The organism is Gemmatimonadales bacterium (assembly GCA_036279355.1).
Lineage (GTDB): Bacteria > Gemmatimonadota > Gemmatimonadetes > Gemmatimonadales > GWC2-71-9 > DASQPE01.
The window spans coordinates 68,837-81,067 of sequence record DASUJH010000049.1 but is presented as its reverse complement, the minus strand read 5'-3'; the positions used below and the strand labels follow the sequence as shown (position 1 = coordinate 81,067).

Below are 12,231 nucleotides of genomic sequence, written 5' to 3'. Positions count from 1 at the left end.
CGCCGGTTAGGCGTCAGCTTGCTCGGAATCCGACCGGTCTTGCCAATGCTTCGGGGACTGCCGGGCGTGAACGCACGCGATCACCCGCGTTGTCGTTGGTGTGGTCACGTAGAACCGGGGGTACGGGAACTTCCGCAAGAGCGCGCGTCGCGTCTCGCGATATACTACCGGAAACATCAGAGGTGAGCGGCGGATCAGGGCCAGACCGGCCTCGACGGCGTTCAAGAACTCCGAGCCGAGTCCCTCGCGCTGGAGCTCGTACCACTCGAAGGCCGTCGCGATCTCCAGCTCCGCAGCCGACCGCACGATGAAGCGCGGCACGGCAATTAGGAGTCGCGCCTTACGATGCGCGCTTTAACCTCTTCCCAGCTTGAGCCCGCGTCTGGATTCCGCTCGAGGTCGGCCAGCCGCTCATCTAAGAGCGCGTTCTCCTCGTCGGTAAGCGGCTAGGGTCTCGGCGTTCGCGTCTTGAGCGATGCTATCCCAGAGATCCTCTACGAGCTGGTGGCGCTCGGCGATGCTCAAGTGCTTAAACTCGAAGTAAGGGGTGCTTGCCATATCCCGAAAAGTCCGCCCCGCTACACGCGCCCGCAAGGGGTAGTCGGGCTGGGGCCTGACCATCGTTCCGGAGCTGACACATCGTTCGCCTCGACCGCCGTGCTCGCCAACGCGCCCGCCGACCTCTTGCGGATGTTAGGCCGCAGTCCGTTCCAGCTCGATGACCAAGCGCTCCAATTCGGCCAGCAAGGGTCCCTTGAACCCGGCGCTCTTGTACGCGTCCAATGCACCGCGGTAATACCACAGCTGCTCCGGCTTAGGAGCATTGAATCGGGTCCAGAGTGCGTCCCCAAGGCGCGTCAGGTCGGCGAGCAGAGCGCGGACGTTGTCTACCTTATCGGCAACTGTGACGCGGAGGAGGTCCGGGGAGGAGTGCCGAACGTGCTCCAGGTACTTCGCCTTGCGTTCCTTCCAGGGCGCCTTGCGGCCACCGCGGTACTCTTCCGGGGTATCCGACGAGATCTGAACGATCTGGCGTACGCGCGAACCGAACCGGCGCTCGATCTCCTCGGCCGTCGCGATCTCGGGCTCATCCTCGAGCGCGTCGTGCAACAGGCCCGCGATGGCCTCCTCCTCGGCACCGCCATCGAGTTGCACCAGGGCGCAGACCGCGAGAAGATGCGCCAGCACGGGCACAGGGCTTTGTTTACGAGCGTCCCTTCCGTGCAGTTCGATGGCCCAATCAAGGGCCTCTTGGAGGCGAGGAGAGATCGTATCAGGCATGGTCTCCGTCTTCGGTCAGGCGGCGGTCTTAGCGATCGGTTGTCGAGCCGGCGACACAGATTCAGGAACGCCGACGGATGCCGCGGCGGTGGTGCTCGATCGTTACTTCTTGGCACCGAGGCGCCCCGTGCCGGTGTGCGCGGGACACAGCGTTCCACACGCGAGTGCCTCGAGGAGAGCACGTGTGCGGTCATTCTTAACCACGATATACTGATAAGTGGCCGGACGGAGGGCGGCCGGGTTACCACCGTAATACGCCTGGGCGAAACTCAACTTCCCGCGAAGATGGGCGGTCAGACGCCCCGCAAGACCGTGTGCGTTGCGCGTGGTGCGACCGACATGGAGCACGCGGCCGTGCGCGCTGCGAATGATATAGACGCCTTGCTCCGTCGGGGTTTTCACAGGCCCTTCCGGCCTGATAGGTCGGCCCATCGGCCGCGCAGCTGGGCAGCTCCGGCGCCTCGGCGATGACCGCCTGATCCTCGGCACTCCAGTAAAGGGCAATCTCGTAACGGTGCTTACTCGACTGCGTCGCCATTACCGCTGCCCCCGAGTTTGTACTTGAGGACGGCCGGAATCTAGCTCCCACACGGCAGCCCGCACGCCCCTGGATCGCCGGCCCGCGGTCGCGTTAATTGACGGATGCGCAGGTTGCGGCAACGATGGGCGGTGCGGATCCGGGCAGTCGGGCCGGGCGCGCTTGCCGCGCTGGCGCTCGCCGGCTCCGCCGCCGCGCAGTTCCCGAACCAGCAGATCCCGAACCAGCCGCTCCCCAACCAGTCGTTCGAAATCGTCCCCGCCGTCACCCACGCCACCGTCGGCGACCTGGTCACGCTCCGCTTTCGCGTGCGACTCTCCCCGGGCGATCTCCTCTACGACACCATCCCCCAACCGGTCGGCGATCTGCCGAACGGGGTGCGCATCCTCTCGATCCAGAAGCTGCACCGCGATCCCGACCGGATCTATCGCGGCGAGGGCCGGGTGACGTTCTACCGCACCGGGCGCCAGGCGGTGCCGGTGTTCGGGCTTCCGTTCATGCGAAGCGTGAAGGGCCTCACGCGCGGGATGCTGCTCAGCGACTCGGCGTTCGTGCAGATCGACCCCGTCGCACCGGCCGGCAACCCGCCACTCAAGGACGTGAAGGACATCGCGCGCGTGTCGGGGCGCAACTGGAGGTTGATCGGAGCGGGTGTCGCCGCGCTGCTGGCGGCGTTGGTGGTGCTCATCATCCGGTGGCGCGGTCGGCGAAGGCATCGCGCCGAGCCGCACGCGCCGGGAGAGATACCGGTGCCGCAAACGCCGGCTCTGGCCCCCTACGACGCCGCGCTCGCCCGCCTCGAAGAGATCGACCGCGACGGCTGGGCCGCCCGCGGCGACGCCGCCCGCCACTACGCCATGGTCACCGACGCGCTCCGGCAATACCTCGCGGACGCGCATGGCGTGCCCGCGCTCGAGCGCACCACGCGCGAGTTGCTCGCGACCCTGCCGCACGAGGTCGCTCGGCCGCTGCTCGCGGAGCGCTGCGCTGCGCTACTCACCGAAGCCGATCTGGTGAAGTTCGGACGCGCGGGCCGCAGGCTCGAGAACGCGGAGGAGTTCTCCCGCGACGCCCGCGTCCTGCTCGACGCGTGGCACCACGCCGCCCGCAGCGATAACGGCCGGCCCGCTACAACTTCCCCACCACCGTGCTGATCCCCGCCACCAGCCGGAACGGGCTGGTCCCGTTCACGAAGGTCCAGCGGAACTCGGCGAACGGCTTGCTGCGCGCCGTGGGCCGCGCGAACTCGAGCCCGAAGAAGAGATTGTATCCCGTCTTCACCTTGTCGATCGGCCGCACCCGGGTGAACGCCGCGCCGCCGCCGCCATACACGGTGCCGCCCGGCCCGAACCGGAAAATGCCGTCCGCGTTGAGCTGCCAGCGGAACGGCGTCGCGTCGCCGAAGTAGTAGTCGCCGCTCGGGCGGAGCTCGATCCGGTTGACGAGTGGCAGCGAGAGCTGGCCGCCCGCGCTCCATGCGTGGTTCTCGAAATCGCGGCCGCCGCGCACGCCAACCGTGATGTTGCCCGGCGCGCGCCGCCCGCGGAACTTCCCGAACTGCGCCAGCGCGGACGCGGGCCGCGCAACCGACGCGGCGACGAGGCAGACGAGGAGAACGAGCGTCGGGCGGGGGCGCATGAGCGGCCTTTCGGGCGGTGCGGGTGTGATGGGGGCAGGCGCCCGGATGTTATCGTGGGAGCCCGGACGCGACAAGTTGTCCCGCAGCGCGCGCTGATTCGGGCACTCGCGGGCCATATTTGCGCATCCCAACACCAGTCAGCACGGCTACGGAACCGTTCAGGCACATGGCGCGACTTGTGCCAATGCCGCGGGCCATCGTCCAAACCCTTCTCGGAGGTCCGCATGTCCCGCAAGTTCTCGCTCGCAATGGTTGCCCTCTGCACGATGCTCGTCGCCGCGCCGGTCATGGCGCAGCAGCCGGAGCAGGGCACCGCCGACTCGGCCAAGTCCACGATGACGACGAAGAAGCATCACGGCCGCCATCACATGGCGCACAAGTCCAGCAAGAAAGCGCACAAGGGCACGACCAAGGGCGCCACGTCGCAGGATACGACGAGCTCGCACTAGGACTCGGCGCGACTAGACGTTTCGTTCCAGCCAGTACGCCGCCACCTGGCGCAGCGCCGCGCGCAGGTCCTCGAACGCGATGGGCTTGCGCACGACGCTGTTGACCCCGAGTCGGTAGGCTTCCGCCACCAGCTCGGGGTCGGGCGACGGTGTGAGGAGTACCACGGGGACCGCGCGGAGCGCCGCGCTCGCACGGATTCGCCCCAGCAGATCCAGTCCGCCGGGGCCGGGCAACCGGTCCGCGGTGACCACGAGCCGCGGTGGATCGGCGCCGAGTGCGGCGAGCGCCTCCGGCCCATCGCGCGCGATTCGCACGCCCGGCCCCAATACCCGCGACAAGAGCTCCGCTTCGGCGGGATCGCCTTCGACCAGGAGGATGGCGCCGCCGGAGCGGCCGTCACCCATCGCGCCAGCCGGTGCCGAGGGTGACGTAAAAGCTTGACCCGCGCCCGGGCTCGCTCTCGGCCCAGGCGCGGCCGCCGTGCTTCTCCGCTATGCGCCGCACCAACGCGAGCCCCAAGCCCGATCCCTCGAATTCGTCCGGCCGATGCAGCCGGGCGAACATGTCGAACAGCCGCTCGGCGCCGCCCGGCTCGAAGCCGACGCCGTTGTCGCGCACCACGATGCCGGCCTCGCCGCCGTTGTTTTCGAGCGCGACCCGCTCGATCCGGATGCGCGGCTCGGATCGCGTGCGGGTGAACTTGACTGCGTTCGACGCCAGCTCGGCGAGCGCCGTCTTGACCAGCGCCGGGTCGCAGTCGGCGGCACCGAGGCGGCCGATCTCCCACGCGATCCGACGTCCCCCCTCATCGCCGCCCAATGAGGCGACGACCTCCTGCGCGATGGCACCGACGTCGGCGCGCTGGCGCAGCACCTCCTCGCGGCCGATCCGCGCGAGCGCGATCAGATCCTCCACCAGCGCGCCCAGTCTGAGCGATGCCTGCCGAATGCGCTCGGCCGTGTGGCGCCCGCCCTCGCTCAGACGATGGGCCGCCTCCTCCGCGAGGAGCGAGGTGAATCCGTGGATCTGGCGGATCGGCGCCTGCACCTCGTGCGCGAGGCCGCCGATCACGCGGTCCAGCTCGCCGCCCAGCTCGCGCGCGGCGGCGCTCCGCTCGGCCAGTTGGCGGTCGTGCTCGGCGGTGCGGCGGATCAGCTCGTCGCGAAGGTTGGCGTGCTGGATGGCCATCGCGAGCGGCGCCGCGACCTCGCGCACGATCTCGCGATGCTCCGCGTCGAATGCACCCGGCTCCGCGGCACCCACAGCGATCTCGCCGAGCACTTCGCCCTGGGCGAGGAGCGGTGCGGCGAGAAGGCTCCGGATGCCGCGTTCCAGGAGCTGCCGCTGGCGGGGCGGCGGATCCTCCACGGCGGCGAGCTCGGCCACGCACTGGACCACACCGCGCCGGCGCAGCTCCGCCGGGCCGAAGTCGGCGAGGGAAATGCGCGCGGCCGGCACCGAGCGGTCCTGCTCGTATCCGGCGAGAATCTGGGCCTGGTCGCGCGCGTGGTCGAACAGCACGACGGACGCCCAGTGCCCGGGCACGATGCGCCGGAGCCGGCCCAGTGCCGCGCGGGCAATCTCGACGGGCGACCGGGCCGCGAGCACCGCGTGGTCGATGTCGTGCAGCATGGCCAGCCGGTCGGCGGAGCGCCGGAGCCGCTCCTCGGCGAGGCGGCGCTCGGTCACATCGGTCACCAGCATCACGGTTCCGACCGCCGTCCCGTCCTTCCGCTCGATGGGGCTCGCCGCAACCATGGCCCAGATGTCGCCGCCGTCGGCGCGGCGGAAGCGCACGTCGAGCCGCGCCACCGAGCCCGGCGAGCGGCGGGCCAGCGCCGCGCGCGCGCCGGCCCGCGCGCCGGCATCCATGAACTCGTAGAGCGAGCGGCCGAGGACCTCGCCGATCGGGTGGTCGAGCAGCTCCGCCATCCGCTGGTTGAGGTAGGTCGTCACGTCGCGCTCGTCGAGCACGCAGATGCCTTCCTGCGCGGCGTCCACCAGGTGCTTGAAGCGCTGCTCGCTCTCCTGCAACGCGTTGGTGCGCTCCTCCAGCCGCGCCTGGCGCGATTCGAGAAACGCCGCATGCTCGAGCGCCGCGCCCATGAGCCCGGCCATCATGCGAAGCGCGCGTACGTCCCGCTCGCTGAATGCGTGCGGCTTACCCGAAATCACCTTCAGCACGCCGAGCACGCGCCCCTCGGCCGTGAGCGGCACCGCAAGCAGCGAGCGGATGCCGAGCCGGGCGGCGGCCTCCGGATCCACGCGGCGGTCGTCGCTGGTGTCGTCCGAGCGCTGGACTTCGCCGGTGCGGACGCAGACGCTCGAGAGGGTGGTGTCCGCGCGCGGCGCGCCGGCGGGGGCGCCGGTGTCGACCCTGGTGGCGAGCCCCTCGCCCTCGACCAGCTCGATGAGCGCCGCGTCGGCGTGGGTGAAGCGGTGCGCGCGGTCGGCGATGGCGCTCATGACGGCGCGCGAATCGAGCCCGACCGCCACCACCGACTGCTGCACCTCCATCACCGTCTGGAACAGCTCCAGGTCTCTTCGCAGCTCGTGCTCGGTCTGCTTCCGCTCGGTGATGTCGAGCTCGGTGCCGAAGTAGCCGACGATCTCCTCCCGGTCGTCGAGGAGCGGCCGCCACGAGCTGGAGGCCCACTTTACCTGGCCGGCCCTGGTGACGATCCGGTACTCCTGTGCGTCGATCGTTTCGCCGCGGTCGAGCCGGTCCCACTCGGCGGCGAGCAGCGGGCGGTCCTCGGGGTGGAGGTGCTCCAGGAACTGCCGGTCGCGCAGCTCTGCCATGGAGTAGCCGGTGAGCGCTTCGAACGCGCGATTGGCGAAGGTGATCTGGCGATCGCGAGCGTAGGCCACGACGGCTTCGTGGAGGAAACCGGAGAGGGCACGGATCCGGGCTTCCGCCTCGAGGCGCTGGTGCTCGGCGCGCCGAAGCCGGCGGGCGGCGCGGGCCGCCCAGAAGGCGGCGGCCGCGAACACCACGGCGGCGACACCGATGGCGAGATACGGCACGAGGCCGGGTTGGACCAGGACGGGCACGCGTGGCTCTATCGTAAGGCCGCCGCCCCGGAGGGCGCGGCGCGAACTTCGGGAACGGCTTACCCGGAGAAGCTAAGAGCGGGCGAGGGGGGCGTCCAGAACCTGCCGCACCTTGCGGACAAGCTGGTCGCGGGCGAACGGCTTCTGGAGGAACTCGATTCCGGGCGCCAGGACCCGGTCGCGGCCGATCGCGTCGTCGGCGGTGCCGGAGATGTAGAGCACCTTGACGGCGGGGCGGTGGATGGCGAGCTGGGCGGCAAGTTCCCGGCCGCTCAGGCCCGGCAGCATCATGTCCACTATGAGAAGGTGAATGGTGCCGGGGTGCCGGTTGGCGAGCGCCACGGCGGACTGGGCGTCGGCCGCGGCCGCCACCGTGTAGCCGGCGCGCTCGAGCACCCGCCGGGTGAGGCCGCGCACCTGCTCGTCATCCTCCACCAGCAGCACCGATTCGCCGCCCGGCGCCTCGGCGGAGGCGCCGTCCACCGCAAGCTCCTCGCGCGAGGGGCGCCGGCGCACGGCCGGCAGATAGATCGTGAAGGTGGCGCCCTGGCCCGGTTCGCTCTGCGCTTCGGCGTGGCCGCCGCTCTGCTTCACGATGCCGTAGAGCGAGGCGAGGCCCAGGCCTGTCTCGGCCCGGGCCGCCTCGCCGCGGGTGGCGCCGACCGCGAACGGCTCGAAAATGCGGTCGAGGGCCGCGCGGTCGATGGCCGCCCCCGAGTCGCGCACCGAGAGCACCACGTGGCGACCCGGCGAAAGCCCCGGCCGGCTCTCGGCGAACCCTGCGTCCACCGTCACGTTCTCCGTCGCGATCACGATCCGGCCGCCCTGCGGCATCGCGTCGCGCGCGCGGAGCACGAGGTCGGCCAGGACCTGCTCGAGCTGCGCGCGGTCGGCCAGCACCGGGTCGAGCGACGGCGCGAGGTCGGTGAGCAGCTCCACCGACTCGCCGATCAGCCGCCGGAGCAACCGGTGCACGTCGTCCACCAGCGCGTTGAGGTCGAGGACGACGGGCCGGAGCACCTGGCGGCGGCCGAAAGCCAGGAGCTGCTGGGTGAGCTGGGCCGCGCGGTTGGCGGCGAGTCGGATCTGGTCGGCGTCATCGCGCGCGTCGGCGTCGAGATCCGGGTGGTCGAGCAGCAGCTCGGCGGCGCCGATGATGGTGGTGAGCAGATTGTTGAAGTCGTGGGCGATGCCGCCGGCAAGTTGCACCACCGAGTCGATCCGCTGCGCCTGGCGGACCCGGCGCTCGAGCGCCTTGCGCCCGGTGAGATCGAGCACGAAGGCCACGGCGCGGAGCGGCTCTCCGCTCAAGGCGGAGGCGACGAGGAGCACCGGGACCCGCGTGCCGTCCTGCCGGAGGTACTCCTTTTCGTATGGGGTGCAGCCGCCCAGACGCGTGAGCTCCTCGAGTGCATGCTCGTCGGCGCCGAAGTGCTCGGGCGGCGTGATGTCGGGCCAGCGGAGGCGCCCGGCCTCGAGGTCGGCCCGGGCGTAGCCCACCATGGCGAGAAAGGTGTCGTTGGCCTCGACGATGCGGCCGTCCTGCGCCACCAGGATGCCGATGATCTCGAGTTGAAGCAGGCGCCGCACCCAGTCCTGCTCGACGCCGAGCGCCGCGATGAGCGGCAGGCGCGCAGCGTCGGGCGCCGCAGGGGCTTCGCGGGCGGGCGCGCGCTCGGGTGGGCGCGGGGCCGAACGATCGTGAGGAGGCGGGGCCATGAGAGGACAAATGTAGCGCGGGCGGTGCTGGCGGCGCAGTCCCCGCCCGAATACACTTGCGCGATGCCTTTCCTCGACACGAAACAGCAGCGCGCCGCGTTCCTCATCCTGCTGCTCGGCGTCGGGCTCGCGATGGCGCTCTGGCCGTTCCTGACGGGGCTCATCGGCGCGCCGGTGCTGTACGTCGTCTTCGCGCCGCTCCATCGGTGGCTCTCGGCCCGGATGAACCCGCGGCTCGCGGCGGGGCTCGTCGTGGCGCTTTCTGTCGTGCTCATCGTGGGGCCGGGCGCATCGCTCATCGGGCTCGTCGCGTCGCAGGCGCAGGACATGGCGAACGGCGTCATCCAGAGCCCGCTCCTCGCGCGGCTCCGCGAGCTCAGAATCGGGCCCTACGACATCGGCGCGCAGCTCGAGGCGGTGAGCGCGCGGATCGTCTCGCTTCTGGGCGAGGTGCTGCTCAGCTTCGTCGGCACCGCCACCCGGCTCGCGCTGCAGCTCACCATCGCCTTCTTCGGCCTCTTTTTCCTGCTCATCGCGCCGGGCTCGACATGGAACTCGCTGTTGCCGTTCATCCCGTTCTCGACCAAGAACGCCGAGGCGCTGCGCACCCGGTTTCGCGACGTCACCACGTCGACGCTCATCGGCACCGGGCTCACCGCATTTCTCCAAGGATCGTTCGTCTACATCGGGTTTCTGGTGACCGGCCTCCCCAACGCGCTCTTCTGGGGCGTCATCACGATGGCGCTCTCGATCCTGCCGGTCGTGGGGAGCGGCCTCGTCTGGGTGCCCGGCGTTGCCGCGCTCGCGCTGGAGCACCGCTACGGGTGGGCGCTGGCGCTCACGCTGTGGGGGCTCGTGGTGGTGGGCAACGTCGACAACCTGGTGCGGCCGATCGTCTACCGGCGGTGGGCGCAGATCCATCCGTTCGTCACCCTGATCGGAGCGTTTGCCGGCCTCCGCTGGTTCGGGCTGCTGGGGCTCCTCATCGGGCCGCTCGCCATCTCCTACTTCTTCGAGCTGATCCGGATGTACCGGCAGGAGTATCTCGAGGGGCGGCAGGTCCCGCCCTGAGGTGGTGAGCGGCGTGCCGTCCGGGGGTTCATCGCAGCGCGCGTGGCGGGTGGCCGCCGCGTTCGCCGCGATCTACGCCATCTGGGGCTCGACTTATCTCGCGATCCGGGTGGCCATCGAGACGCTGCCGCCGTTTCTCATGGCGGGCGTCCGGTTCCTGATCGCGGGTACGGTGCTCCACCTCCTCGGCCGGCTCCGGGGCGACGCGGCGCCCAAGGCGGCGCACATCGCGCCGTCGATTCTGCTCGGCGCGCTCTTTTTCCTCGTCGGCAACGGCGGCGTGGTGTGGGCGGAGCAGCGGGTGCCGTCAGGGCTCGCGGCGCTGATGGTGGCGGTGACTCCGCTCTGGACCACGCTCTTCGAGTGGCGCGGCGGTGGGCGGGCGCCATCGCCCTGGACGGGCGTGGGACTCGTGGCGGGGCTGGCGGGCGTCGGAATGCTGGTGGCGCCGGGCGAGCTGGCACCGGGGCGCGCGGCACTCGGTGGCGCGGTGGACGTGGCGGGCGCCGCGGCATGCATGCTCTCCTCACTGGGCTGGTCGTTCGCGTCGGTGCTCTCGGGAGGGTTGAGGCTGCCGCGCTCGCCCGCCATCGCGTCGAGCCTCCAGATGCTCGCGGGCGGCGTGCTGCTCGTCGCCGCGGGGCTCGCGACGGGCGAAGGCGCGCACGTGGCGGCGCACGGCTTCTCGCTCCGCTCCGGGTTGGCGCTCGGCTACCTCGTCGTGTTCGGCTCGCTCGTCGCATTCACCGCGTTCACCTGGCTGCTCCGGGTCACCTCGCCATCGCGCGTGGCCACCTGCGCCTACGTGAACCCGGTGGTTGCGGTGTTCCTGGGCTGGGCGCTCGCGGGCGAGCGGCTGACGCCGCGGGTGCTCGTGGCCGCGGCGGTGATCATCGGCGCGGTGGTGCTGATCATCTCGACCCGCCGCCGCGGAGACGAAAAAGGACGAGGCGGTGAGCCTGAGCCCACCGCCTCGCCCCTTCCTTCCGGTCGGCCGGCCGCCTAGTTGAGCCGGTTGAGCTCCACCCGGCGGTTCTGCGCTCGACCGTCGGCCGTCTTGTTGGGGGCGATCGGCTTGCTCTCGCCATAGCCCTTCGACGTGAGCTGCGATGCCGGGACGCCGTTGGCGACGAGGAAGTCGCGCACCGCCTTGGCGCGGGCCCGCGAGAGGCGCAGGTTGTACGCCGCGGTGCCCACGTTGTCGGTGTGGCCCGCCACTTCGACCTTCACGTCCGGGTTCTCCTGCAGCGACTTGGCCACATCCTGCAGCACGCCCTTCGAGTCCTCGGTCAGGTCCGACTTGTTGGTCTCGAAGTTGACGCCCTTCAGGACGACCTGCTTGGCGCCCTGCTGGAACAGGATCGGGCACCCCTTCTCGTCCACCGCCTGACCCTGCGGAGTGTTGGGGCACTGATCCACGCCGTCGGCGACGCCATCGCCGTCGGTGTCCTGCGGGCAGCCGTTGGCGTCGACCGGAGTGCCCTTCGGGGTGTTGGCGCACTGGTCGGACGCATCGGGCACGCCGTCGCCGTCCGCATCGAGCTGGCTCTGCGAGCAGCCGTTGGCGTCCACCTTCTCGCCCGCCGGCGTGTTGGGGCACTTGTCGGCATTGTCCATCACGCCGTCGCCGTCGGCGTCGCGCTGACTTGCGGCGCAGCCGTCGGCATCGACCTGTTCGCCGGACGGCGTGTTGGGGCACTTGTCGACGGTGTTGAGCACGCCGTCACCGTCGGCGTCCTTCTGGCTGTCGGCGCAGCCGTCCGCATCGACCTTTTCGCCCGCGGGCGTGTTGGGGCACTTGTCGACGTTGTCCTTCACCCCGTCGGTGTCGCTGTCCCGCTGGCTGTCGGAGCAGCCGCTCGCGTCGACCTGCTCGCCGCGCGGCGTGTTGGGGCAGCGATCGACGTCGTTCTTCACGCCGTCGTGGTCGCTGTCGTAACTGTTGCCGAACAGCAGACTCAACCCGGCCTGGATCCCGAGGTTGGTGTACTTGTCGGCGCGGTTGGCCTCGGGCGACGGGACGTAATCGAGGGTGCCGTCCACCCTGAGTGCCCAGTGCTCGGTGAGGCCGTAGCGGAAGCCGGCGAGCGCCGTGAACCCGTTGTCGTTGAAGTGCACGTCCTGCCGGTAGAGATCGCGGACGTAGCCGGCGCCAAGCTGCAGCGCGCTGCCGAAGCCGCCGAGCGGGACGTTGTACGTGAGCCGCGCGCGGAGCGGGATGTTCGAGACGGAGTTGTTGAACGCATCGCGCGACTTGGTGTAGCCGCCCTCGGCCTCGAGCGCGAGGTTGCGCAGGAGGTAGAACCCGAGGGAGCCGCCGCCGCCGAATTTGTTGTCCAGACCCAGCTTGTCGTCGAAGAAGGTGTTCTTGCCGAAAGCGCCGATCTCGAAAGTTCCGGCTGACTGCGCGGATACGGCGGGCGCGATCGCGAGCAGCAGCGCAGCGGTGACCACACGTACTCTCATGCGTGAGCCTCCT

General features: G+C 70.3%; 11 protein-coding genes. 4 read left to right on the top strand and 7 right to left on the bottom strand.

Going from position 1 to position 12,231, the window contains the following annotated elements; genetic code table 11:
• Positions 1-6 precede the first annotated feature (6 nt).
• Both VFW66_12205 and VFW66_12200 read right to left on the bottom strand, forming a co-directional pair.
• Positions 7-321 (bottom strand): hypothetical protein, encoded by a 315-nt coding sequence (locus VFW66_12205; GenBank protein HEX5387460.1) that lies wholly within the window; start codon positions 319-321, stop codon positions 7-9.
• A gap of 372 nt (positions 322-693) precedes the next feature.
• On the bottom strand, positions 694-1,281 hold the full coding sequence (locus VFW66_12200) for an HD domain-containing protein (protein ID HEX5387459.1): 588 nt from the start codon (positions 1,279-1,281) through the stop codon (positions 694-696).
• Between the two features lie 669 nt (positions 1,282-1,950).
• On the opposite strand from VFW66_12200, the gene VFW66_12195 reads away from it, so the two are divergent.
• Positions 1,951-2,973 carry a hypothetical protein gene (locus VFW66_12195; GenBank protein HEX5387458.1) on the top strand — a complete coding sequence of 341 codons (1,023 nt, stop codon included), beginning with the start codon at positions 1,951-1,953 and terminating at the stop codon, positions 2,971-2,973.
• Here VFW66_12195 and VFW66_12190 read toward each other — a convergent pair.
• Positions 2,948-3,457 (bottom strand): hypothetical protein, encoded by a 510-nt coding sequence (locus tag VFW66_12190; protein HEX5387457.1) that lies wholly within the window; start codon positions 3,455-3,457, stop codon positions 2,948-2,950. The genes VFW66_12195 and VFW66_12190 overlap by 26 nt on opposite strands.
• Before the next feature lie 225 nt (positions 3,458-3,682).
• Here VFW66_12190 and VFW66_12185 point away from each other — a divergent pair, with 225 nt between their 5' ends.
• Positions 3,683-3,907: a hypothetical protein gene (locus VFW66_12185; GenBank protein ID HEX5387456.1), complete on the top strand. Its 225-nt coding sequence runs from the start codon at positions 3,683-3,685 to the stop codon at positions 3,905-3,907.
• A 12-nt stretch (positions 3,908-3,919) separates the two neighbouring features.
• On the opposite strand, the gene VFW66_12180 is transcribed toward VFW66_12185, so the two are convergent.
• The 3 genes from VFW66_12180 to VFW66_12170 form a co-directional block, all read right to left on the bottom strand.
• The gene (locus VFW66_12180) at positions 3,920-4,312 is read right to left on the bottom strand and encodes a response regulator (protein HEX5387455.1); all 393 of its coding nucleotides are present in this window, start codon (positions 4,310-4,312) and stop codon (positions 3,920-3,922) included.
• Complete coding sequence (locus tag VFW66_12175) at positions 4,305-6,962, bottom strand: PAS domain S-box protein (protein ID HEX5387454.1); 2,658 nt, start codon at positions 6,960-6,962, stop codon at positions 4,305-4,307. The genes VFW66_12180 and VFW66_12175 overlap by 8 nt, the downstream gene beginning before the upstream one ends.
• A gap of 72 nt (positions 6,963-7,034) precedes the next feature.
• The gene (locus VFW66_12170; GenBank protein ID HEX5387453.1) at positions 7,035-8,681 is read right to left on the bottom strand and encodes a response regulator; all 1,647 of its coding nucleotides are present in this window, start codon (positions 8,679-8,681) and stop codon (positions 7,035-7,037) included.
• Between the two features lie 63 nt (positions 8,682-8,744).
• Between VFW66_12170 and VFW66_12165 the strand changes: the two genes are divergently transcribed.
• Positions 8,745-9,752, top strand: coding sequence for an AI-2E family transporter (locus VFW66_12165; protein ID HEX5387452.1), 1,008 nt, complete (start codon positions 8,745-8,747; stop codon positions 9,750-9,752).
• 13 nt (positions 9,753-9,765) lie between these two features.
• On the top strand, positions 9,766-10,758 hold the full coding sequence (locus VFW66_12160; GenBank protein HEX5387451.1) for an EamA family transporter: 993 nt from the start codon (positions 9,766-9,768) through the stop codon (positions 10,756-10,758).
• Here VFW66_12160 and VFW66_12155 read toward each other — a convergent pair.
• Positions 10,755-12,218: an OmpA family protein gene (locus tag VFW66_12155; GenBank protein ID HEX5387450.1), complete on the bottom strand. Its 1,464-nt coding sequence runs from the start codon at positions 12,216-12,218 to the stop codon at positions 10,755-10,757. The genes VFW66_12160 and VFW66_12155 overlap by 4 nt on opposite strands.
• Positions 12,219-12,231 lie beyond the last annotated feature (13 nt).